Consider the following 20,176-nt stretch of genomic DNA (forward strand, 5'->3'; position numbering starts at 1 on the left):
CGGCATCGGCCTGGCGCTGCTGCTGCTCGCGCTCGGTGGTGGACTCCTCGTGGTCCGTCGTCGCCGCCAGCAGGGTGACGAGACCGACAACGCCTGACGAGTTCACGGGTGCGGCCGGAGCAGACGCCACACACGCCGCTCCGGCCGGCCCCGGAACGCCGCACGTCGGGCCTGACCCCCGAGGTGCGGTACCCCTCAGGACCCGGGGTCCCTGAGGTCGCGGGGATACCCGCAACACGACCGGCGGGCCGCGCGGAGCGGCCCGCCGGTCCGTCTTCACCGACGACGCGGCCAGAGCCGGACTGGAGGCGNCGCCTCCAGTCCGGCACTCGGTCCCCATGACCGCCGCCCGCCGCGAGCGTCCCCAACCGCGGAGGCGTACCGTCGTCTGCACCTGCCGACGCGATCTGGAAGGCCCCCGCATGCCCCACCGCCTGGAGTGGACCCACGACACCGTCGACCACTGGGAAGCGCGCATCGGCTCGACGACGATCTGCGACGTGACCCGCACCGATCACTTCACCGTGGACTCACCGGGCCACGCGATCTCCGGCGAGCACTCGTCCTTCGAGAGCGCCGTGTCGCAGGTGCAGGCGTGGGTGCGGTGGAGTTCGGCGCACCCGGACTGACCAGGCAGCGCAGGTCGGTCCGCCGGGGTCAGCCGCGGAACGGCTCCGCTCCCACGACCTCGACGGTCACGACCCCGCCCGACGGCGCGGTGTACTCGACGGTGTCCCCGGGGAACGCTCCGTCGAGCGCCTGACCGAGCGGGGATGTGGGGGAGTAGACGTCCACCGCGATGGTGGGCTCGACGCCGATGAGGTCCCGCGAGCCGAGCAGGAACGTCGTCGTGTCCTCCTCGTCGCCGAACCGGACGGTGACGAGCATCCCGGGTTCGACCAGGCCGTCGTCGGGCTTCTCGGACGCCTCGGCGCGGCGGATCGCCCGGCGGAGTGCACGCACGCGCTCGTTGCGGGTCGGGCTCGGGGTGGGGTCGGCGGTGAGGGCTTCGAGCTCCTCGGTCATCCGCTGCAGGACGCTGGGCGGCACCCACGTGGTCTCTCTGGTGTCCATGGTCGTTCCGTTCCGTGATCGCGCGCCTCGGCGACGATCGGTCGATGGTGAACCCCCGACCGTAGCACCGACCTGTGCGGACGCAAAGGTTCGCGATCGGACCCGGGGTCATCGCCGCCAGGGCAGCGGGAACGCGGTCACGGGCGCCCCGGCCGCGATCCCCGGCGCGGCGACGAGCGCGAGGACGTCCGCCTCCGCCAGCGCGCTCGCCATGCCGGCCCCCTGCCGTGCCGTCGCCGCGAGCCCTGACCCGGTGTCCCGCGCCGCGAGGAGCCGCGGACACGATCCGCGGCCGGGCAGCTCCTCGGCGGCGATCCGGAGGCGTCCATCGGGGAGCGCCGAAGCGAGCATCCCGGAGACGAGCGCTCCGCCGATCGTCGTCAGCGCCGCGAAGGCCGCGAAGGGGTTGCCCGGCAAGCCGAGCACCGGGGTGCCGGCGACGTCGGCGAGCACGGTCGGGTGCCCCGGACGGACCGCGACGCCGCGGAACACGATCCTGCCCCGGGCCGCCGTGACGGCCGGCACCAGGTGGTCCGCTCCGCTGTGTCCGGTCCCGCCGGTGCTCACCACGAGGTCGGAGCAGTGGTCGTGCACGGCGTCGAGCAGGGCGTCCCGGGTGGCGCCGGGGTCGTCCTGGACGTGGACGATCCGGTGGACGTCGACACCGAGCATCCGGAGCGCGGCGGACATCGGGACGGCGAAGGCGTCGCGGACCTGGCCGGGGGCGGGGACTCCGGCGTGCACGACCTCGTCGCCGAGCTGCACCAGGGTGGCGCGCGGAGTGCTGCGGACGAGCACCTCGTCGAGGCCCGCGACCGCGGCGGCGGCAGCGATCCCGGGTGTGACGACCGATCCCGCGGAGGCGACACGGTCACCCGCTCGCAGTTCCTCGCCGGCCGGGCGGACGTCCGCGCCGGGCACGACGTCGACGGTGGCGTGGACCACGACCCCGTCGGAGTACCCGTGTTCGGAGCGGAGGACCGCGAACGTGCCGGCCGGGACCGGTGCGCCCGTGGAGACCACGCGTGCGGTGCCGGCTGTCAGCCGCCCGCCCGGCGCGGAGCCCATCCACACGGTGCCGTCCAGGCGCCACGGGCCGCGGCCGGCCACGACCCACCCGTCCATCGCGGACACCGACGCCGGGGGGATCGTCGCCGGCGCCGTGACGGGCGATGCCAGCGTCGCACCCAGGGACGCAGCGAGGGTCACCGGTCGAGCACCGGTCGGCACGCCGCTCCCGAGCCGGTGCGCCTCTGCCCGCGCATCGTCGAACGACACGTCGAGTGCGGGCGTCGTCCGGTCCCGGGCGGCCTGTGGCGTCGTCACGACCCCTCGTCCGGCAGGGTGCGGGCGACCACGTCGAGCGCGGCGTCCAACGGCATGCCCCGGCCCACCGCGATCCCCACGACGTAGGCGGTCAGTGGCGCAGCCGGACGGGCGACGCCGTGCGCGGCATCACGGGCGAGATCGAGCACGGCAGCGACGTCGACAGGGGCGTCCTCCAGGCCGAGCGCGGCCTGCAGTCGGGCTGTCCAGTCGTCCAGGGTGGAGGGATCGGTCATCGTGGACCTCCGACCATGGTCACCGCGCCGTGGTCGGACCGTGCGCGAGCGAGGTCGTCCGGGTCGTCGACGTCGGCGCAGAGTGCGTCAGGGAGCGGGACGTCCCGCAGGAGGAGCGGCTCGAGTACGACCTGCATCGAGACGTTCTCGAGTGCCCCGGTGCTCCGAGCTGCCGCGGCGCAGGCGTCCCGGAGCGCCGCCGTCCGGTACACGGCGAGCAGCGGTTGGCGGTGACCGGACTCGTCGCGCGCGACCCAACCATCGACGGCCTGTTCGTCCTCGACAGCGCTGAGCAGCGCCTCCAGGGCCGCTGCAGGGCGGACGAGATCGACGGACAGGACGGCTGTCCGGTGATCGGGCCCGTCGGCGTGGAGGGCTCGGAGTCCGGCGGCGACCGCAGCGGCAGGACCCGAGAAGGCCGGTTCTTCGCGGACCACGAGCACATCCGGCGGCATGCCCGTCCGGGGTGGTCCGACCACGACGGTCCTGGCGTCGCCGACGGCCCGGAGCGCGCGGTCGAGCAGTGTCTCGCCGCCGACGCGCAGAGCGGCCTTGTCGGCGCCGTCCAGACGCCTGGCGCGCCCACCGGCCACGATGACGGCGTCCTTCACCTCGGTGATGGCGTCCTGCTCGGGCGTCATGACGCCACCACGAGGGCCTGCGGCGCCGCCTGCTTCAATCGGGTCGACAGCCACGACAGCTGCAACTCGGTCCCGGACGAGCAGGCGGACACGATGCCGAGGAGCTCCTCGTCGCGGAGGCCGCTGCCGGCCTGGCGGACGAGCGTCCAGGTGATGTCGACGAGCGAGGCGAGCACGTAGACGTCCTGCAGGTCGCGGAGCAGCCCGAGCGGCCCGGAGCGCGTCGATGCCAGCGCGTCCGCGTGGAACCGTTCCGGTTCGTCGTCCGGCGCTTCGCCGTAGCGGTCGACGACGGGCCCGAGTGCTTCGACGTGGGCGTCGCACTGCCCAGCGAGGGTGTGGCAGAGGTGGAAGACGTCCGGTTCCGCGGCGTGGCCGTCACCCACCTGCCGGAACGAGGCGGCGAGGGACTGCTCGGCCCTGCGGAGGAGCCCGAGGTAGACGGGGAGCAGCATCAGTGGACCTCCTGACCTGCTGCACGGGGTGGTGACGTCGGTCGCAGCGACTCGTCGGCCTCGGCGTCCGGGCCGCCGACCGTCGCCGGGACACGTGCCCCCACGGAAGCCGCGGGGCGCGAGGCTGCGGTCGTCGGCGCGGGTGCTGGACCGTCGCCGTCGGCCACCTTCTCGACCCGCACCGCGGCCACCTTGAACAGCGGCTGCTTCGACACTGGGTCCCATTCGGTCGAGGTCAGTTCGTTCGCGGCGGTCGGGCGGGCGTCCGGACCGGTCCGGTCGTCCTCCCAGTAGCCGTAGTGGAACGGCGCGAACACCGTGCCCTGGCGGATGTCGCTGACGCGAGCGGGAACGACGATCTCCCCTCGGGGTGAGACCACCCGGACGATGTCGCCCTCGTGCACGCCCAGGTGCTGGGCGTCGGCGATGGAGATCTCCACCCACGCCTTCGGCGCCGCCCGGTTCAACTGCTTCGCGCGGCCGGTCCGGGTGCGTGTGTGGAACTGGTAGACGGTCCGGCCGGTCGTGTAGCGCAGCGGGTACTCGTCGCTCGGTTCCTCGTGGGGCGGCTGGTAGGACGCAGCCTTGAGGATCGCACGGCCGTCGACGCGCATCGCCGAGTACCGCACCGGCCCGACGGTCGCCCCCGTCAGCAGGTCGTGGCCGTAGGTCTCGGCGTCGGACATCCCGGTCCGGAACACCCCGTCGCCGTAGAGCCGCACGGTGCCGTCCGGGTGCTCGTCGTTGCAGGGCCAGGGGATCCCGCTGCCGCCACGGAGCCGGTCGTAGGTGATGCCCGTGTAGTCGCAGAGCCGCCCGCGCGTGCACTCCTGCCAGGCTCGGAAGCCGTCCTCGGGACCCGTCCAGTCGAGCAGCGGCGCGCCGTCGTTCCGCCGGAAGTCCATCCGGCGCGCGTAGTCGAGGAAGATGTCGAGGTCGCTGCGAGCCTCACCCGGCGGTTCGACCGCCTTGTCGGCGAGGTGCACGGTCCGGTTGACGTTCGTGAACGCGCCCTGCTTCTCGCCCCAACCCGCGGCCGGCAGCACCACGTCGGCCAGCAGCGCGGTCTCCGTCATGTAGAGGTCCTGGACGATGAGGAACAACCCCTCTGTCGCGAGGATCTCCCGGATGCGCCCGGACTGCGGCATGGACACAGCCGGATTCGTCGCCGAGACCCACAGGAACTCGATGGACCCCTGCTCGACGTAGCGGAAGATCTGCATCGCGTGCGTCGGCGGCGACCAGTGCGGGATGCGGTCCACGTCGACGCCCCAGAGCTCGGCGAGCTCGGCGACGTGGTCGGGGTTCTCCCAGTTGCGGAAGCCGGGCAGGTCGCCGTCGGATCCCGTCTCCCGGTTGTTCTGCGCCGTCGGCTGCCCGTTCATCTGCAGGATCCCGCATCCGGGCCGACCGATCATGCCTCGTAGCAGGTGCAGGTTGTTCACCTGGCACGACGATGCCGTGGCCTGCGAGGCCTGGTAGAAGCCCTGCAGCACGGTCGACAGCACACGCTCGCTCGTCCCGATGATCCGAGCCGCGGCGCGGACGTCGTCGGCATCGACCCCGCAGGTCGCGGCGACGGCTTCCGGCGTCCACGGTTCGACCGTCCGTCGGAGCTCGTCGGCTCCGACGGTGTGGGCCGCGACGTAGTCCGCGTCGATCCAGCCGTGGTGGAAGAGCTCGCGGACGAGCCCGTTCATGAGTGCGAGGTTCGTCCCCGGTCGGACCGGCAGGTGCACGTCGGCGTGCCGGGCGACCTCGGTCTCGCGCGGGTCGACACAGACCACGAGCGGGCGGTCGGGGCCGGCGAGCCGGTCGAGGACGCGCATCCACAGCACGGTCTGGGTCTCGGCCATGTTGTGCCCGTACAGGACGATGGCGTCGCACGAGTCGATGTCCTCGTAGCTCCCCGGCTGCCCGTCCGACCCGAAGCTCTCCTTCATGGCGGCGGCCGCGGTCGCGGTGCAGAGCCGGGTGTTGCCGTCCATGTGCGGGGTGCCGAGACCGGCCTTGCCGATGATCCCGAGGGCGTAGTACTCCTCGAGGTAGAGCTGCCCGCTGGTGTAGAAGCCGTGCGAGAGCGGCCCCTTCGTCGCGAGGAGCTGCTTGCTGCGGTCGACGATGCGGGACATCGCGGTGTCCCAGTCCGTCTCGACCAGCTCGCCGTCCACACGGACCAGCGGGCGGGTGAGCCGGTCGGGCCCCTGCATGCCCTGCCAGGAACCGAAGAGGCCCTTCGGTCCGAGCCGGCCGTGGTTCACGACGTCCATGGTGCGGCCGCGCACACCGACCATGCGCCCGTCGCGGACGGCCACGTCGCAGGCGCAGCCGTTGCTGCACAGCGTGCAGGCGGACTGCACCCATCGTTCGACGTCGGACTCCTGGACGCCGTCCTCCAGCTTCTGGTCGAGCCGGACCGGCCACAGGCCGTCACGGGGGAAGGGCGTCCGGGTTCCCCAGACGTCGGCGATACGGTCGGACATCATCGGCCTCCTGTTCACGGCACTGCTTACCGCGGACGGACCGGGAGCGGTCGCAGGCGGCGGTGTGGGGGAGGGCTCACGGGGCGGCGAGCACCGCGGTGACCATGGCTCGGACGTGCTCGCGGTAGCGGCGACGTGCCTCGTCGTGGTCGGCGCCGTAGATCATCCGGACGACCTGGGGCGCGGCGACGAACCAGTGGGCCATCGCGATCACGGACATGAGCAGCGACTCGGGGTCGACGTCGTCGCCGGTGACCTCGCCGATCGTCCGCACCCGGGCACCGTGCGCGTCGGCTCGAGCGGCGAAGGCCGGCACCGCCGTGAGGTCGTCCGCGTAGTGGCTGGCCTCGTGCTCGAACAGCCGGACGACCTCGGGGTGGTCGCACACGTGGTCGAACAGCTGGACCGCGTACCCGGGGAGGTCGTCGCCGTCCAGGGGCACCGCGTTGATCGGGACCTCTTCGGCCATGCGGGTCATCACCGCCTCGATCGTCGCGGCGAAGAAGTCCTCCTTGCTGCCGAAGTACGAGTAGATCCCGGACTTGTTCGTCCCCGCGTTCTCGGCGATCCGGTCGACCCGAGCCCCGTGCATGCCCATGTCGGCGAACTCGTCGATGGCCGCATCGAGCAGGAGCTTGCTCGTGCCGGCTCGGTCGTAACGACGGGGCATCGGCGGTCCTCTCGGCATGGTCCGGGAACCGCGGCTCCGGAACAGATCCAACTCGTTGGTTGTATCGTACGGACAGTCCCACCGACGTGGAAGGAGACGACGATGACTCCACTGATCGATCGGCCGACCGTCATCGCGGTGAGCACGGCGATGGGCGCCGACAGCCGCCAGGAGTGGCACCGACCGAGCGTCGGCCACCGCGACGACGTGCTGCGGGAGTCCGTGGTCCTCCGCGGAGCCGGCAGGTGCGAGCGGATCTGGCCGCGCGGGCCGGAGGACGACGACCGGCTCGTCCACGAACCCGCGCCCCGCGGCTACGCGACCGCCCAGCACGGGGACGGGCGGGCCGATGTACTCCGACAGGCGTAGAACGGCAGGAACCGCCGTACCGCCACGGTGGCCAGGTGAGGAGGCCGGGATGCAGATCGCTCCGTTCCACACCGACGCGACCCCGAGCGTGCACCACGTCTGGGACGACTGCCCGGACCTCCCGAAGGGCTGTGTCCGGCGACGCGGGACGCACGGGTGGCCGATCTGCGTGAACTGCCTGCGCCGTCTCCGGGACGCCGCTCCCCAGGTCCACCGCTGACGGACGGGAGGCGCGGTGCGGCGCCGCCCCGCCCCTCCAGACCGTCTCGGATCAGGCTGGGGTACGCACGACGCGCTGCGGCGCACGCCGGTGCGGTGCGATGCGCGCCCGCCGCCGAACGGGGCGCGACGGTCCGGACGCGGGAGGATGGAGCGTGCCCACTGCGACCCGCCTCCTCGACGCGATCGTCGACCACGTCGACGCGACCGGCTTCCGCGCCCACGGGCTCCACGTCCTCGTCGGCGACGACTTCGCGCAGCACCAGTGGGCCCCGGACGTCCGCCGCGAGGTGCACTCCATCGCCAAGGGCGTGTGCGTCCTCGCCACGGGCATCGCCGCCGACGACGGACACGTCGACGTCGACACGCCCGTGGCCCGGTACCTGCCCGAGGTCGCGTTCGGCCCGGGGACCGACCGGGTCACGCTCCGGCACCTGCTCACCATGACCAGCGGGGTCGACATGCCGTGGTCCGCGACCGAGCTCACCGACTGGCCGGACCTCGCCGTCGAGTTCCTCGGTCGACCGTCGCGCGGTCGGGTGTTCCAGTACGCCAACGCGAGCACGTACACCGCGATGCGCGTGCTCCGGGCCCGGGTCGGGGACGTCGGCGAGTTCGTCTCCCGGCGGCTGTTCGAGCCGCTCGGCATCGCGGACGTCCCGTGGCGGCGATGCGCGAACGGACACGTGGCCGGCGGCGAAGGTCTGGCGCTGCGGACGGAGGAGCTCGCGCGTCTCGGGCGCCTCGTCCGCGACCGAGGGGTGTTCCGGGGCGAGCGCGTCGTCGGTGCGCGGTGGTGCGACGCGATGCACACCGACTGGGTGCGGCGCGACGGCGTCGACGACGGGTACGACCGCTACGCCATGGCCGGTTGGGGCGGACCCGGGCGACTGTGGCGGCTCCACGGCGCGTACGGCCAGCTGCTCCTCTTCGACGGGGACACGGTCGTCACGGTGACGGCCGACGACCACGCCGGCGCCGACGCCCTCGCGGCGTTCGTCGCGGAGGAACTGGCGCGCCGGGCACCGACGCTCCCGGCCAGCTGAGCACCCGGCGCCTCGGAACCGGGGTCTGCAGACCCGCTCGCACCGCGCCTCCCGTGCGTCATGTGCGCAGCCTGCGAGCGCTGCTGCTCCCGCGGTGCGAAGATGAGCGGCGGCCGCCGCCCGGGCGGCCGGAGACGGAAGTGACGAGCGTGACCGAGACCCGCTCCCAGACGCCGACGACCGACACGGTCGACGACGGTGACCACGGCCTGCGCAAGGGCGTCGCCGCGCTGGCGCTCGCCGCGCTCGGCGTGGTGTTCGGCGACATCGGCACGAGCCCCCTGTACGCCCTCCGGACGGTGTTCACGATCGACGGCGGGATCGTGAAGGCCAACCAGGAGGACGTGTACGGCGTCATCTCGATGATGTTCTGGAGCATCACGATCATCGTCTCGATCAAGTACGTCCTCGTGCTCATGCGTGCCGACAACGACGGCGAGGGCGGCGTGATGGCGCTCGCCGCACTGGCGCGGCGGCTGTACGCGAAGCGCCGTGGCGGTGCCGTGATCTTCCTGGTCATCGGCATCGTCGGCGTCTCGCTGTTCTACGGCGACTCCGTCATCACGCCGGCGGTGTCGGTGCTGTCCGCCGTCGAGGGCCTGCAGACCGCGGCGCCGTCGGTCGGGCACCTCATCGTGCCGATCGCCGCGGTGATCCTCGTGGTGCTCTTCGCGGCGCAGCGGTTCGGCACCGGCAAGGTCGGCAACCTGTTCGGCCCGGTGATGCTGCTCTGGTTCGTGGTGATCGCAGTGGCGGGCGTGCCGCACATCGTCGCGCACCCGGGCGTCCTGCAGGGCCTGTCGCCGACGTGGGCGATCGCGTTCCTCATCGCGCACCCGTACATCACGTTCGTGGCGATGGGCGCGGTCGTGCTCGTCATCACGGGTGCCGAGGCGCTCTACGCGGACATGGGCCACTTCGGCCGCCCGGCGATCCTCCGCGCTTGGTTCTTCGTGGTGTTCCCCGCGCTCGTGCTGAACTACCTCGGGCAGGCGTCCCTCGTGCTGAGCGATCCCGCCGCGGCGAAGGACCCGTTCTTCCTGCTGTTCCCGAACGCGTTGCAGATCCCCGTGGTGGTCCTCGCGACCATCGCGACCGTGATCGCGAGCCAGGCCGTGATCTCGGGGGCGTTCTCGCTCACCCGGCAGGCCGTGCAGCTCGGTCTGCTCCCGCCGCTCACGATCCGGCAGACCTCGCGTCAGGAGAGCGGTCAGATCTACCTGCCCGCGGTCAACCTGCTGCTGTTCATCGGTGTGCTCGCGATCATGCTGGCGTTCCGCTCCTCGGCGAACCTCGCGACGGCGTACGGCGTGTCCGTCACCGGCGCGCTGGTGGTCGACACGCTCCTGCTCCTGCTCGTCGTCCGGCCGCTGTGGCAGTGGAAGCCGTGGAAGATCGTGCTCGCGGCGGTGCTCTTCGGCGGTCTCGAGCTGACGTTCCTCGCCGGCAACCTGTCGAAGATCCTGCACGGCGGGTGGGTCCCGCTCCTCATCGCGCTCGCGGTGATCACCCTCATGACGACGTGGCGCCGGGGCCGGGCGCTCGTGCAGGACGAGCGCAAGGAACGCGAGGGGTCGCTGGCGGACTTCATCGAGCGGGTGAACCGCGACCACATCCCACGCGTGGCGGGCGTGGCGATCTTCCCGCACCCGAACAAGGAGACGACGCCGCTGGCGCTCCGGGCGAACGTCGAGCACAACCACGTGGTGCACCGGACCGTCCTCATCGTGTCCGTCCTCACCGCGAACGTCCCGCACGTCCCGCACGCGAAAGCGTTCTTCCGGGACGACCTGGGCTACGAGGACGACGGCATCGACCACATCACGATCAAGTTCGGCTTCTCGGACGACCAGGACCTGCCACGGGCCCTGCACGCCGCGTGCCTGGCCGAGGTCCTCGACATCGACCCGGACGAGATGGAGAAGGCGTCGTACTTCATCTCCCGCGGGGCGCTCCGGCCGATGCCGGGCAACCGCGGCATGGTTGGGTGGCGGAAGAAGCTGTTCGTCGGGCTGGCGCACAACGCCGCCGACCCTGCCGCCCGGTTCGGCCTGCCGGCGCAGCGCACCGTGACGATGGGCAGCGACGTCGAGATCTGACGGGCCCACCCGCGCGGGGCGGGGGTCGGTCAGCCGAGGGTCGTCGCGGCAGCGCGGAGCTCCGTGAGTGCGGCCGCGGTGTGCCGGGCGAGGCGGTCGTCGTCCGTCCGGTCGCCCGCGGTCCAGCGGTCGAACCCGAGCCCGAACGCGAGCACCCCCATCTCGGCGGCGAGCCGTGCTGAGGCGTCGGGCACCCCTCGGGCGCGCAGCGCGTCGGTCATGGACGCCGCCAACCCGACGGTCTTCAGCGCGTCGCGTTCGCGGAGCTCGGCGCTCGCGGCGACGGCGGCCTTGAGCCTCGGGCCGAGCTCCCGGTTCATCGGGCCCATCTCGTCGGACGCGCGCTCGAGCCCTGCTGCGACGGCGTCGAGCGGTGTCGCTCCGGCGGGGGCGTCAGCGATCCCCTCGGCGAGGAGGCGGCTCAGGGTCTCCTGCCCCGCGACGAGCAGCTCCCGTTTGTCGGGGAAGTGTCGGAAGAACGTGCTCTTCGTCACGCCGGCGCGTTCGGCGATCTGGGTCACGGTGGTGTCGTCGTAGCCCTGCTCCGAGAAGAGGTCGACGGCCGCCAGGACCAGTCGTTCCCGGGCCCCGGGTTCCCATCGCGCCATGCGACGATCATACGTGACGGGACAAGAGTCCCATCGTGGGTGTACCGTGACGGGACAAAAGTCCCATCACCGTGGACTCCCGAGGAGGACCCATGCACGTCTTCACCACCGGCGGGACCGGGACGATCGGGACGGCGGTCGTCGCCGAGCTCGTCGCCGCCGGCCACACCGTCTCCGCGCTCGCCCGTTCCGACCGGTCCGCCGCCGCACTCACCGCGGCGGGCGCCACACCCGTCCGCGGCGCCCTCGCCGACCTCGACGTCCTCCGCGAGGGCGCGCGTGCGGCCGACGGGGTCGTCAGCCTGGCGTTCTCGAACGACTTCAGCTCGGCGGAGGCACTCGCACGCGGCATCGCGGAGGAGTCCGACGCGATGGCCGCGCTCGGCGAGACGCTCGTCGGCTCCGACCGGCCGTACGTCGTCGTGTCCGGGACGCCGTGGGTGCCCGGACGGGCTGCCGTCGAGTCGGACCCGCTCCCGCTGGAGGGACCGGTCGCCGGTCGCGCCCGGTCCGTCCTGGCCGCCCTCGACCTGGCCTCGCGGGGCGTGCGGGTCTCCGCGATCCGCCTGCCCCGCACCGTGCACGCCGACGGCACGGGTGGGTTCGCCGGCATCCTCACCGAGGTCGCGCGGAACACCGGTGCGGCGGGCTACCCCGGCACCGGTGACCAGCGGTGGCCGGCCGTCCACGCCCGGGACGCCGCCGTGCTGTTCCGGCTCGCGCTCGAGGGCGCTCCGGCGGGGACGGCCTGGCACGCCGTCGCGGACGAGGGTGATCGGGTGCGCGACATCGCCACCGTGATCGGGCGCCGCCTCGGGCTCCCGGTGCGACCGGTCCCGGACGAGACGTTCGGTGCCTTCGCACCGATCTTCGCGATGGACCAGCCGGCCAGCGGCGCGTTCACGCAGCGCACCCTCGGCTGGGTGCCGAGGCACCCGAGCCTGCTCGAAGACCTCGAGAACGTCACCCCGTGACGGTCGGGAGGCGCGGTGCCGGCCCGCACCGCGCCTCCCGACCGGCGGTCAGTCGAGGCAGAACTCGTTGCCCTCGACGTCCTGCATGACGATGCAGGACTCGTTGACCTCGTCCGCGGTCATGCGGCGGAACTGCGTGGCGCCGAGCGCGACGAGCCGGTCGCTCTCGGCGTCGAGGGCCGCGAGCCGCTCGGCCCCCGTGAGGCCCGTGCCGACGCGGACGTCGAGGTGGACGCGGTTCTTCACGACCTTGCCCTCCGGGACGCGCTGGAAGAACAGCCGCGGCCCGACGCCGTTCGGGTCCACGCAGGCGAACGCCCAGCCCTGGTGCTCCGGCGGGAGCGCCCGGTCGAAGGCGTCCCACGAGTCGAAGCCGGGCGGGGGAGGCGGCACCACGTACCCGAGCACCTCGCACCAGAACCGGGCCACTCGCTCCGGGTCCGCGCAGTCGAACGTCACCTGCACCTGCCGCACCGTCGCAGTCATGCCGCCACCCTAGGCTGAACGTCGTCGCCGCGCTGTCCGTATGCTCGCGGCATGGCTGACTTCACCGCCGCGCAGGCCGCCGTCGTCCGGATCGAGCGGGCCGAGGAGGGACGTTGGGACCTCTCGGTCATCAGCGACGCCGGGGTCAGGATGGGGCACGGCGAGTACCTGTTCGACGCCGCCGACGACGATCCGGCCGGTGAGCAGGCAGCTGCCCTCGACTTCGTCCGCGGGTACGGGTTCCGGTTCGAACCCGACGCCGTGGTCGCCGACGGGCCGGACGCCTACTGGGCGCCGCTCCTGCCGATCGACGAGCGGTAACGCCACCGGGGCGCCCCGCCCGCTCCCTCACAGACCGGCGACGAGCTCCTCCACCCGTCGGCGGATGGCGTCGCGGATCGGGCGCACCCGCTCGAGCGGCAGTCCCGCCGGGTCGTCGAGCGCCCAGTCCTCGTACCGCTTCCCGGAGAACACCGGGCACGCGTCGCCGCACCCCATCGTGATGACGACGTCGGACTCCCGCACCGCACCGGTCTCGAGGATCGCGGGCTGCGCTGCGGCGATGTCGATGCCGTCCTCGGCCATGGCCGCCACGGCGACGGCGTTGACCCGGTCGGCCGGTTCGCTGCCGGCCGAGAGCACCCGGACGCGGTCGCCGGCGAGGTGCTGCAGGTACCCCGCCGCCATCTGGGAGCGGCCGGCGTTGTGCACGCAGACGAACAGCACGGTGGGACGCTCCGCGCTCATGCCAGCGCCGATCGCTCGAAGCCGATCAGCCACGTGACGCCGAACGCGTCGCGGACGATCCCGTCCCAATCGCCCCACGGACGTTCCTGCAGCGGGTCGACGACCGTGCCGTCGGATGCGAGGTCGTCGAACCACCGCCGCAGGACATCCGGCTCCGCCGCGCCGAGCAGGGAGAACAGCACGCCCGTCGCACGGAAGGGCGTCTCACCCGTGGCGACGTCGGCGGCGAAGAGCTCGACGGCGCCGGTGAGTCGTCCGTGCGCAACCGCCGTACCCGGGCCGTCGGTCCGGGAGAACTCGGCGAAGGTCGCGATCTGCACCTCGCCGCCGAAGACTGCCTGCCACCGCGTGAGTGCCGCTCGGGTGGTGCCGTCGAACTGGAAGTAGGGCGAGGGGCCGTGCACGCTCATGCCCAGACCGTACGGCACGGCGGATCAGACGACCAGTCCGAGGGCGCGGTCCACGACGTCCTCGGGGCGCCCGTCGTCGTGCACCGCCCACCACGTGAGTGCGGCACTCGCGGCGGCGGTCAACGCGTGGGCCCGCACGGTGGTCGCGAGGTCGTCGGTGGATCCGCCGTCCCGTTCGGCCACGAACTGCTCGATCAGTGTCGTGAGCGCGGACGTCGCGGCCTCACCGCCGCGGTCGAGCGACGGGTTCGCGCGGATGACGCGCAGTCGGTGCCGAGTGACCTCGACCGCGTCGTCGGGGAAGGAGGCGCCCGCTCGGTACGCGGCGCGGAGGGCGACGAGCGCGGGCTCGTCGGCGGGTCGTGCGTTGAGGGCGTCCGTGAAGCGCACGGCGAACTCGTCGAGGCCGCCCCAGACGAGCGCGGCCTTGCTCGGGAACAGGCGGAACAGCGACCGGCGGCTGACGCCCGCGGCCGCGGCGACGTCGTCCATCGAGACGGCGTCGAACCCCTGGTCGTCGAACAGCCGCAGCGCGACGAGGGACACCGCCGCGGGGTCGATCGTCCGGGGCCGGCCGGTCGGGCGATCGCTCGTGGGACTCATGGCATCCTTTCGGCACTGAGTGCTACAACTGTCGTGGCGCAGCCAGCGCAGCTCAGTGAGGAGACTGACATGACCGACACCACCGCCGGACGGTTCACCGGCAGGACCATCATCGTCACCGGGGCGGGTTCCGGCATCGGACGCGCCACCGCGACGCGCATCGCGAACGAAGGCGGCCGCGTGATCGCCACCGACGTCGTCCCCGGACGACTCGACGCGCTGGCAGAGGAGCTCGCCGGACTCGACGTCGAGACGGTCGTCGGGGACGTCGCCGCGGCGGACACGATCGACGCCCTCATCGCCGCCGCCGGCGAACGCGTCGACGGTCTGGCGAACGTCGCCGGGATCATGGACGCGTTCCTGCCGCCGAGCGAGGTCGACGACGCCACCTGGGACCGCGTCTTCAGCGTGAACGTCACCGGTCCGATGCGGCTCACGCGGGCGGTCCTGCCGCTCATGATCGCCGCCGGCCGCGGTGCCGTCGTGAACGTCGCGTCCGAGGCCGCACTCCGCGCATCGGCGGCCGGGGCTGCGTACACCGCCTCCAAGCACGCGATCGCGGGCTTCACGAAGAGCGTCGCGTTCTTCCACGGGCCGCAGGGCATCCGCGCGAACGCGGTCGCCCCGGGAGCGGTCGCGACGAACATCGAGGCACCCATGCGCAGTGACTACGCCGCGGGTCGCGTCGGCCCGATCATGCAGGTCGCGATCCCGCCGGTCGCGCAGCCGGAGCAGCTCGCCGCGGCGATCACCTGGCTGCTGAGCGACGACTCCGCGAACGTCAACGGTGCCGTGCTGCCGAGCGACGGCGGCTGGTCCGTGGTCTGACAGGCGTCACCACCTGACGGACGGGAGGCGCGGTGCGGGTCGGCACCGCGCCTCCCGTCCGTCCGTGGGTCAGGCCCGCAGGACCGCCGCGACGGTCGCGACCACGACGGCGCGCCGGCGTCCGGCGTCGACCTCGTCGGTGAGGCGTGCATACTCCGGGGTGGCGCCGCTCCACAGTGCCGCGGTGTGGATGACGATCCCGAGGAGCTCGGCAGCCGAGAACGTGGTCGAGACCGAGCCCTGCCGCTGCGCGTCCTCGATCGCGCGCAACTTGCCCGCGTTGCTGTGGACCACCGCGTCGATCGGTCGACCGGCATCGCCGCGCTCGAGGCGGTACCAGGTCGCGAGGCGCTGCACCCACGGGCGGTGGGCGTACGAGTCGTGCAGGCGTCCGGCGTACTCGGCGAGGTCCGAGGCGTCGATCGTCACCTCGTCGAGGGTCTCCGCCACCATCGCGTCGAAGACCGCGTCGAACAGCCCGTCCTTGCTGCCGAAGTAGTGGTAGATCTGCGCCTTGTTGCTGGCGGCCGCAGCGGCGATCCGGTCCACGCGTGCCCCGGCGATCCCCACCGCGGCGAACTCGTCACGCGCGGCGAGCAGGAGTCGGGCGCGGGTGGCGTCCGCGTCACGGGGCATCGGCATGGCGGCAGCGTATCAACCAGATGGTTGACAAACGAGCGGAGTGGGTGTCTCATGGCTGTTGTCGACCAACCAGTCAGTTAGGAACTGCTCATGTCCGTCATCCTCGTCACCGGCGCTTCTCGAGGCCTCGGTCGCTCGATCGTCACCGCAGCCCTCGCCGAGGGGCACCAGGTCGTGGCCGGGGTCCGCGACCTCCACGCGCTGGACGACCTCACCGTGCCCGAAGGGGCCGAACTGGTGCCGGTCGCGCTCGACGTCACCGACCCGGACGCCGCACGGGCAGCGGTCCGCACCGCCACCGAGCGCTTCGGGCGGCTCGACGTCCTCGTGAACAACGCCGGTTACGCGAACCTCGCGAGCATCGAGGACGTCGACCCGGACGACTTCCGCGCCCAGATCGAGACCAACCTGTTCGGCGTCGTCGCCCTGACCCGAGCGGTGCTCCCTGTGATGCGCGAACAGGGCGCGGGACACATCGTGCAGGTGTCCTCCGTCGGCGGCCGGCTCGCGACCCCCGGCCTCGGCGCGTACCAAACGGCGAAGTGGGCGGTGGGCGGGTTCTCGTCCGTGCTCGCCGCCGAGGTCGCGCCGCTCGGCATCCACGTGACGGTCCTCGAGCCGGGCGGGATGCGCACGGACTGGGCCGGGTCCTCGATGCGCGTGGCTCCCGTCCGTGCCGAGTACGCGTCGACGGTGGGCGCGTCGGCACGGATGCACGAGGGCACGAGCATCGGCGCGAGCGATCCCGATCTCGTCGCCGGGCTCGTCCTGCGCGTGGTGGCGATGGACGAGCCGCCGCTGCGCCTCCTGGTCGGACCGGACGCCTACGGGATCGCGACCGCGGCCGGGCGGGCGCTCCTCGCGGAGGACGAGCGCTGGGCGGAACTCAGCCGGTCGACCGCCGCGGCCGACGCGACGCCCGAGCAGCTCGACCCCCTCGCCCACGCCTGACCCGGGCGCTCCCGCAGACGGACGACGCACCGTGCGGGAACACGGTGCGTCGTCCGTCCAGTCAGGTCGTGGCGCGCGTCGTTGGGCAGCACGCCTGGTCGTGTCGCGGTGGGCTTCGTCGCCCACCGCCCATGGTCGTGCCGCAGTGGACGTCGTCGCACCGCGCCTGGTCGTGTCGCAGTGGGCGTCGTCGCGCACGGCGACTGGTCGCGTCGCGGTGTGCGTCGTTGCGCACCGCGACGCGAGTCGGTCAGCCGCGGTGGCGGCTGCGTCGGACGCGCCGGATCCCGAGCAGCGCCGCGCCGGCGGCCAGCAGGCCGGCCGCCCAGCCGATCGGCGTCGCGGTGTCGGCACCGGTGTAGGCGAGCTGGTCGGCCGCCGTGACCGGATCGGCCGTGGCGACCGGGGCGAGGGCGCCGGAGTCGGTCGGGGTGATCCGGACGACGGTCGGGAACGCGTCCGCCTGTGCCGTGGGCACCGTCGGCGTGTCCGCCTGCGCCGTGGGCGTGGTGGGCGTGGTGGGCGTGCTCGGCGTGGTGGGGGTGCTCGGTGTCGTGGGTGTGGTCGGCTCCGTCGGACCGGTGGGCGTCGTGCTGACCACCTCGACCGTGAACCGCGTGACGATGCAGTCGACGGCCACCGTGATCACGTGCTGGGACGCGTGCGGGAACGAGATGGTGAAGCCCGAGCCGGAAGCGGTGACCACGTCGGTGTCCTGGTCAGACGTGACCTCCGCCCGGGACGACGCGTTCGACGCGTTCCCGTACTGGTCGTCCACCCACGGCACGAGCGTGAGCGAGCCGCCCTCGTCGACGCGGATCGGGCCGGGGAACGCCGTGCCGTCCTGGGCGACCCACGTGTACGACCCGTCGACGGCAGCCGGGACGCTGTGCACGACGACGCCGAGCTGCAACGACTGCGCGGGCAGCACGGTGATGCGGATCCACTGCGACGCCGTGCCGCAGTCGTTCGTGGCGGTGACGAGCGCGGTGAAGGTGCCGGCGAATGTCGGGGTCCCACCGAGCACGCCGTGCCGGAACCAGAGGCCGGCCGGCAACTGGACCGCATCGCCCTCGACGGACGTCAGCGTGTAGGAGGCGTCCGTGGCGTGCTCCGCTCGGAGATCGGCGGTGAACCAGTGACCGGCGGTGGCGTCGGGCAGCACGACGGGGGAGGACTGCGACGACGCGGTCGGGTAGCTCGGCATCCGATCGGCGTCGTGGTCGGACGCGCCGGGCGCGGTCGGCGCCGGGGCGCTCGGCGCGGGCGTCTCACTGACGGCGGACGTCGGCGGCTGCGTCGGCGCCGTGGCCGTGGCGGGGGTGGAGGATCCCGACACGGACGGTGCGGGCGATCCGGTCGGGACGGGCGCCGGGGCCGTTGCCCCTGCGGGAGCCGGGTTCGACGTGGCCGCGGGCGTCGGGGCCGGTGTCTCCGCCGGGCTCGGTGCGGGCGTGGACGGGACGGGGGTCGTCGACCCAGCGGCGGGCGGCGTCGGTGTCGGCGTCGCAGGCTGCGGTGCCGGCGCGGACGTCGTCGTCGACGTCCCGGCTCCGCCGGCGTTCTCAGCTGTGGCGGCCGTGGCGGGAACGAGGCCGAAGGCACTCGAGACCAGGACGGTCCCGGTCGCTGCGGTGATGAGGGCTGCTGTGCGACAGCTCGGGCGGTGCTTCATCGGGTGGGGCTCCTCGACGTGCGTACCGGCTGTCGGACAGCCGGGACCAGCCGTCGGGTACGGCCGGTGCACCGGAGCGTAGGCACGCTCGGGGGTGCCCATGAGGAGTCCTGCGGGATGCCGAACGCGACCTGTGGGTCCGCGCAGCCGGGCGGAACACCGCAATCCCGCACGGTCCCCGTGACCGGTTCGGGATCAGGCGGAGGCGAGTGCGCCCATCTCGCCCACGACGGCACGCAGTCGGCCGACGAGCTCCTCGGTCCCGCGGACCGTCTCGCGGTGCGCCACCTCGGTCAGTGCGGACATGACGAGGGTCACCGCGGTCCTGGCGGTCTGCTCGTCCGTCCGGGTCCCCACGACGGCGAGGAGCGACTCCCGCGACCGGGCCATCCACTGCATCACCATCGGGGTCATCTCGGGCCGGAGCAGCAGGAGTTCCTTCATGCGGCGACGGTCCTGCGACAGCGGGACGCTCGACGCGACGAGACGGCACACGTCGTCGACGAGGCGGCCGTCCGCCTCGGTGAACCAGTCGGCGACCGCTGCCGGCACCTCGACCGTGTCGAGGCCGAGTGCCGCGTGGGCCTTCGACGTGAAGTAGTTGAAGAACGTGCGCGGCGACACTTCCGCATCCGCGCAGATCTGTTCGACGGTGACGCCGTCGAGCCCGTTCGCGGACACCAGGGTCAACGCCGCATCGTGCAACGCCTGCCGGGTCTGCTGCTTCTTCCGCTCGCGCAACGTGCACGGCTCCGTCGCCGTGGTCGTCGCTGGGGTGGTCTGCACGTTCGCTCCCTGGATGGTGGAGTGGGGCGCCCGTCCGCGAAGGGGGACAGCGGACGGGCGCCCCGGTCGGTCACCGACGCTGGGTCGGGGTGGAACCGGTCATCGGGCCGGTGAAGGAACCCGCCTCGGCCGCGGCCATCCCGGCCGACGCCTCGAGCTCGGACTCTGCCGACACGTCGGACGGGGCCGCAGCGTCCGCGCGCTCCTGCAGGGCGGACCGCTGACGCAGCGGCGGCACCCGGAAGAACCAGGTGAGCACGAACGCCAGCAGGATCACGCCGAGGCCGACCCAGTAGATGGTCACCGCCGAGGCGTTGAACCCCGTCATGAACGGCCGGGTGAGTCGGCTGTCGGCGCCGGTCAGGAACGAGGTGTCGTTCGTGCTCGAGGCGCTGTCGCCGGAGCTCTTCCCGTTGTCGATCTGCTTCGCCACCGCCGGGGTGAGTTCGTCCACCCAGTAGGACCGCTGCGCCGCGTTCGACCAGTCCACCGTGAGCTTGCCGTCCTGCACCGTGGCGTGCGCCTGGGACGCGGCGGCGGCGAGGGCCTGCTGCTGCACGGCCTGCGGCGCCGCTGCGGTCGACTGCGTCACCTTCGCGGTCACGGCATCGAGCGAGGACTGCACGTTCCGCTCGAGCGGTGTGACGATCGGCGACCACATCTTCGCCATGACCCCGCGGTTCTCGCTCGCCGTCGCGATGGTCGGGGTCGTGGCCGCGTCGAGCGCGGCGCGGAGGTCGGTCCGGTCCGCGGTCGCGTGCAGGATGTTCGACGGCATCACGGAGAACAGCACGGACAGCAGCACCGCGGTGCCGAGCGTGCCGCCGATCTGCCGGAAGAACGTGGCC

The 20,176-nt window shown here is 72.7% G+C and carries 25 protein-coding genes and 1 pseudogene; 10 read left to right on the plus strand and 16 right to left on the minus strand.

Annotated elements, in window-relative coordinates:
• The first annotated feature begins 22 nt into the window (after window positions 1-22).
• Window positions 23-97 (plus strand): hypothetical protein, encoded by a 75-nt coding sequence (locus ACTJKO_RS17245; RefSeq protein ID WP_440690616.1) that lies wholly within the window; start codon window positions 23-25, stop codon window positions 95-97.
• A gap of 325 nt (window positions 98-422) precedes the next feature.
• Window positions 423-629, plus strand: a complete 207-nt coding sequence (locus ACTJKO_RS17250) for a hypothetical protein (protein ID WP_440690569.1) — start codon at window positions 423-425, stop codon at window positions 627-629.
• A 28-nt stretch (window positions 630-657) separates the two neighbouring features.
• Here ACTJKO_RS17250 and ACTJKO_RS17255 read toward each other — a convergent pair whose 3' ends face one another.
• From ACTJKO_RS17255 to ACTJKO_RS17285, 7 genes are all read right to left on the minus strand, one after another.
• Window positions 658-1,074, minus strand: a complete 417-nt coding sequence (locus tag ACTJKO_RS17255) for a GreA/GreB family elongation factor (protein ID WP_440690571.1) — start codon at window positions 1,072-1,074, stop codon at window positions 658-660.
• Window positions 1,075-1,182: 108 nt separating this feature from the next.
• Window positions 1,183-2,400 (minus strand): molybdopterin molybdotransferase MoeA, encoded by a 1,218-nt coding sequence (locus ACTJKO_RS17260; RefSeq protein ID WP_440690573.1) that lies wholly within the window; start codon window positions 2,398-2,400, stop codon window positions 1,183-1,185.
• Window positions 2,397-2,636 (minus strand): DUF6457 domain-containing protein, encoded by a 240-nt coding sequence (locus ACTJKO_RS17265; RefSeq protein ID WP_440690575.1) that lies wholly within the window; start codon window positions 2,634-2,636, stop codon window positions 2,397-2,399. Before ACTJKO_RS17265 ends, ACTJKO_RS17260 begins: the two co-directional genes overlap by 4 nt.
• Complete coding sequence (gene mobA / locus ACTJKO_RS17270; protein WP_440690577.1) at window positions 2,633-3,277, minus strand: molybdenum cofactor guanylyltransferase; 645 nt, start codon at window positions 3,275-3,277, stop codon at window positions 2,633-2,635. Before mobA ends, ACTJKO_RS17265 begins: the two co-directional genes overlap by 4 nt.
• Window positions 3,274-3,732 (minus strand): hypothetical protein, encoded by a 459-nt coding sequence (locus tag ACTJKO_RS17275; protein ID WP_440690579.1) that lies wholly within the window; start codon window positions 3,730-3,732, stop codon window positions 3,274-3,276. Before ACTJKO_RS17275 ends, mobA begins: the two co-directional genes overlap by 4 nt.
• Window positions 3,732-6,215, minus strand: a complete 2,484-nt coding sequence (locus ACTJKO_RS17280; RefSeq protein ID WP_440690581.1) for a molybdopterin-dependent oxidoreductase — start codon at window positions 6,213-6,215, stop codon at window positions 3,732-3,734. The genes ACTJKO_RS17275 and ACTJKO_RS17280 overlap by 1 nt, the downstream gene beginning before the upstream one ends.
• A 76-nt stretch (window positions 6,216-6,291) precedes the next feature.
• Window positions 6,292-6,885 (minus strand): TetR/AcrR family transcriptional regulator, encoded by a 594-nt coding sequence (locus ACTJKO_RS17285; RefSeq protein WP_440690582.1) that lies wholly within the window; start codon window positions 6,883-6,885, stop codon window positions 6,292-6,294.
• A gap of 102 nt (window positions 6,886-6,987) precedes the next feature.
• On the opposite strand from ACTJKO_RS17285, the gene ACTJKO_RS17290 reads away from it, so the two are divergent.
• From ACTJKO_RS17290 to ACTJKO_RS17305, 4 genes are all read left to right on the plus strand, one after another.
• Entirely contained in the window at window positions 6,988-7,254 is a 267-nt protein-coding gene (locus ACTJKO_RS17290) for a hypothetical protein (RefSeq protein WP_440690584.1), read from the plus strand.
• Between the two features lie 49 nt (window positions 7,255-7,303).
• Complete coding sequence (locus tag ACTJKO_RS17295) at window positions 7,304-7,474, plus strand: hypothetical protein (protein WP_440690586.1); 171 nt, start codon at window positions 7,304-7,306, stop codon at window positions 7,472-7,474.
• 154 nt (window positions 7,475-7,628) lie between these two features.
• Window positions 7,629-8,519 (plus strand): serine hydrolase domain-containing protein, encoded by an 891-nt coding sequence (locus tag ACTJKO_RS17300; RefSeq protein ID WP_440690588.1) that lies wholly within the window; start codon window positions 7,629-7,631, stop codon window positions 8,517-8,519.
• Window positions 8,520-8,668: 149 nt separating this feature from the next.
• Window positions 8,669-10,618, plus strand: coding sequence for a potassium transporter Kup (locus ACTJKO_RS17305; protein WP_440690590.1), 1,950 nt, complete (start codon window positions 8,669-8,671; stop codon window positions 10,616-10,618).
• Between the two features lie 29 nt (window positions 10,619-10,647).
• Here the strand turns inward: ACTJKO_RS17305 and ACTJKO_RS17310 are convergent, their stop codons facing one another.
• Entirely contained in the window at window positions 10,648-11,226 is a 579-nt protein-coding gene (locus ACTJKO_RS17310) for a TetR/AcrR family transcriptional regulator (RefSeq protein WP_440690592.1), read from the minus strand.
• Between the two features lie 92 nt (window positions 11,227-11,318).
• Between ACTJKO_RS17310 and ACTJKO_RS17315 the strand changes: the two genes are divergently transcribed.
• Window positions 11,319-12,200: an NAD-dependent epimerase/dehydratase family protein gene (locus ACTJKO_RS17315; RefSeq protein ID WP_440690594.1), complete on the plus strand. Its 882-nt coding sequence runs from the start codon at window positions 11,319-11,321 to the stop codon at window positions 12,198-12,200.
• A gap of 48 nt (window positions 12,201-12,248) precedes the next feature.
• Here the strand turns inward: ACTJKO_RS17315 and ACTJKO_RS17320 are convergent, their stop codons facing one another.
• Window positions 12,249-12,686 (minus strand): VOC family protein, encoded by a 438-nt coding sequence (locus ACTJKO_RS17320; RefSeq protein ID WP_440690596.1) that lies wholly within the window; start codon window positions 12,684-12,686, stop codon window positions 12,249-12,251.
• A 51-nt stretch (window positions 12,687-12,737) separates the two neighbouring features.
• Between ACTJKO_RS17320 and ACTJKO_RS17325 the strand changes: the two genes are divergently transcribed.
• Window positions 12,738-13,007: a hypothetical protein gene (locus tag ACTJKO_RS17325; RefSeq protein ID WP_440690598.1), complete on the plus strand. Its 270-nt coding sequence runs from the start codon at window positions 12,738-12,740 to the stop codon at window positions 13,005-13,007.
• Window positions 13,008-13,034: 27 nt separating this feature from the next.
• Here ACTJKO_RS17325 and ACTJKO_RS17330 read toward each other — a convergent pair whose 3' ends face one another.
• Genes ACTJKO_RS17330 through ACTJKO_RS17340 form a run of 3 tightly spaced genes read right to left on the minus strand, consistent with a single transcriptional unit; the run spans window position 13,035 to window position 14,446 of the window.
• Window positions 13,035-13,433 (minus strand): arsenate reductase ArsC, encoded by a 399-nt coding sequence (locus tag ACTJKO_RS17330; protein WP_440690600.1) that lies wholly within the window; start codon window positions 13,431-13,433, stop codon window positions 13,035-13,037.
• Complete coding sequence (locus tag ACTJKO_RS17335) at window positions 13,430-13,843, minus strand: VOC family protein (protein WP_440690602.1); 414 nt, start codon at window positions 13,841-13,843, stop codon at window positions 13,430-13,432. Before ACTJKO_RS17335 ends, ACTJKO_RS17330 begins: the two co-directional genes overlap by 4 nt.
• A gap of 24 nt (window positions 13,844-13,867) precedes the next feature.
• On the minus strand, window positions 13,868-14,446 hold the full coding sequence (locus ACTJKO_RS17340) for an acyl-CoA-like ligand-binding transcription factor (RefSeq protein ID WP_440690604.1): 579 nt from the start codon (window positions 14,444-14,446) through the stop codon (window positions 13,868-13,870).
• A gap of 69 nt (window positions 14,447-14,515) precedes the next feature.
• Between ACTJKO_RS17340 and ACTJKO_RS17345 the strand changes: the two genes are divergently transcribed.
• On the plus strand, window positions 14,516-15,274 hold the full coding sequence (locus tag ACTJKO_RS17345; protein WP_440690606.1) for an SDR family NAD(P)-dependent oxidoreductase: 759 nt from the start codon (window positions 14,516-14,518) through the stop codon (window positions 15,272-15,274).
• 69 nt (window positions 15,275-15,343) lie between these two features.
• Here ACTJKO_RS17345 and ACTJKO_RS17350 read toward each other — a convergent pair whose 3' ends face one another.
• Entirely contained in the window at window positions 15,344-15,916 is a 573-nt protein-coding gene (locus tag ACTJKO_RS17350) for a TetR family transcriptional regulator (protein ID WP_440690608.1), read from the minus strand.
• Between the two features lie 90 nt (window positions 15,917-16,006).
• Here ACTJKO_RS17350 and ACTJKO_RS17355 point away from each other — a divergent pair, with 90 nt between their 5' ends.
• Complete coding sequence (locus ACTJKO_RS17355) at window positions 16,007-16,867, plus strand: SDR family NAD(P)-dependent oxidoreductase (RefSeq protein ID WP_440690610.1); 861 nt, start codon at window positions 16,007-16,009, stop codon at window positions 16,865-16,867.
• Between the two features lie 250 nt (window positions 16,868-17,117).
• Here the strand turns inward: ACTJKO_RS17355 and ACTJKO_RS17360 are convergent, their stop codons facing one another.
• From ACTJKO_RS17360 to ACTJKO_RS17370, 3 genes and pseudogenes are all read right to left on the minus strand, one after another.
• Window positions 17,118-18,206: a hypothetical protein gene (locus tag ACTJKO_RS17360; protein ID WP_440690612.1), complete on the minus strand. Its 1,089-nt coding sequence runs from the start codon at window positions 18,204-18,206 to the stop codon at window positions 17,118-17,120.
• Window positions 18,207-18,737: 531 nt separating this feature from the next.
• On the minus strand, window positions 18,738-19,328 hold the full coding sequence (locus tag ACTJKO_RS17365) for a TetR/AcrR family transcriptional regulator (RefSeq protein ID WP_440690614.1): 591 nt from the start codon (window positions 19,326-19,328) through the stop codon (window positions 18,738-18,740).
• Window positions 19,329-19,398: 70 nt separating this feature from the next.
• Window positions 19,399-20,176: pseudogene (locus tag ACTJKO_RS17370) on the minus strand (MFS transporter); the annotation flags it as partial.

This window comes from Curtobacterium sp. 22159 (assembly GCF_052045775.1).
GTDB lineage: Bacteria > Actinomycetota > Actinomycetes > Actinomycetales > Microbacteriaceae > Curtobacterium.

Bases quoted from the DNA above. Each gene is read 5' to 3' on its own strand.
- ACTJKO_RS17250 (WP_440690569.1), top strand. From the start codon at position 423: ATGCCCCACCGCCTGGAGTGGACCCACGACACCGTCGACCACTGGGAA.
- ACTJKO_RS17255 (WP_440690571.1), bottom strand. From the start codon at position 1,074: ATGGACACCAGAGAGACCACGTGGGTGCCGCCCAGCGTCCTGCAGCGG.
- ACTJKO_RS17265 (WP_440690575.1), bottom strand. From the start codon at position 2,636: ATGACCGATCCCTCCACCCTGGACGACTGGACAGCCCGACTGCAGGCC.
- mobA (WP_440690577.1), bottom strand. From the start codon at position 3,277: ATGACGCCCGAGCAGGACGCCATCACCGAGGTGAAGGACGCCGTCATC.
- ACTJKO_RS17275 (WP_440690579.1), bottom strand. From the start codon at position 3,732: ATGCTGCTCCCCGTCTACCTCGGGCTCCTCCGCAGGGCCGAGCAGTCC.
- ACTJKO_RS17280 (WP_440690581.1), bottom strand. From the start codon at position 6,215: ATGTCCGACCGTATCGCCGACGTCTGGGGAACCCGGACGCCCTTCCCC.
- ACTJKO_RS17285 (WP_440690582.1), bottom strand. From the start codon at position 6,885: ATGCCCCGTCGTTACGACCGAGCCGGCACGAGCAAGCTCCTGCTCGAT.
- ACTJKO_RS17290 (WP_440690584.1), top strand. From the start codon at position 6,988: ATGACTCCACTGATCGATCGGCCGACCGTCATCGCGGTGAGCACGGCG.
- ACTJKO_RS17295 (WP_440690586.1), top strand. From the start codon at position 7,304: ATGCAGATCGCTCCGTTCCACACCGACGCGACCCCGAGCGTGCACCAC.
- ACTJKO_RS17310 (WP_440690592.1), bottom strand. From the start codon at position 11,226: ATGGCGCGATGGGAACCCGGGGCCCGGGAACGACTGGTCCTGGCGGCC.
- ACTJKO_RS17315 (WP_440690594.1), top strand. From the start codon at position 11,319: ATGCACGTCTTCACCACCGGCGGGACCGGGACGATCGGGACGGCGGTC.
- ACTJKO_RS17320 (WP_440690596.1), bottom strand. From the start codon at position 12,686: ATGACTGCGACGGTGCGGCAGGTGCAGGTGACGTTCGACTGCGCGGAC.
- ACTJKO_RS17325 (WP_440690598.1), top strand. From the start codon at position 12,738: ATGGCTGACTTCACCGCCGCGCAGGCCGCCGTCGTCCGGATCGAGCGG.
- ACTJKO_RS17330 (WP_440690600.1), bottom strand. From the start codon at position 13,433: ATGAGCGCGGAGCGTCCCACCGTGCTGTTCGTCTGCGTGCACAACGCC.
- ACTJKO_RS17335 (WP_440690602.1), bottom strand. From the start codon at position 13,843: ATGAGCGTGCACGGCCCCTCGCCCTACTTCCAGTTCGACGGCACCACC.
- ACTJKO_RS17340 (WP_440690604.1), bottom strand. From the start codon at position 14,446: ATGAGTCCCACGAGCGATCGCCCGACCGGCCGGCCCCGGACGATCGAC.
- ACTJKO_RS17345 (WP_440690606.1), top strand. From the start codon at position 14,516: ATGACCGACACCACCGCCGGACGGTTCACCGGCAGGACCATCATCGTC.
- ACTJKO_RS17350 (WP_440690608.1), bottom strand. From the start codon at position 15,916: ATGCCGATGCCCCGTGACGCGGACGCCACCCGCGCCCGACTCCTGCTC.
- ACTJKO_RS17355 (WP_440690610.1), top strand. From the start codon at position 16,007: ATGTCCGTCATCCTCGTCACCGGCGCTTCTCGAGGCCTCGGTCGCTCG.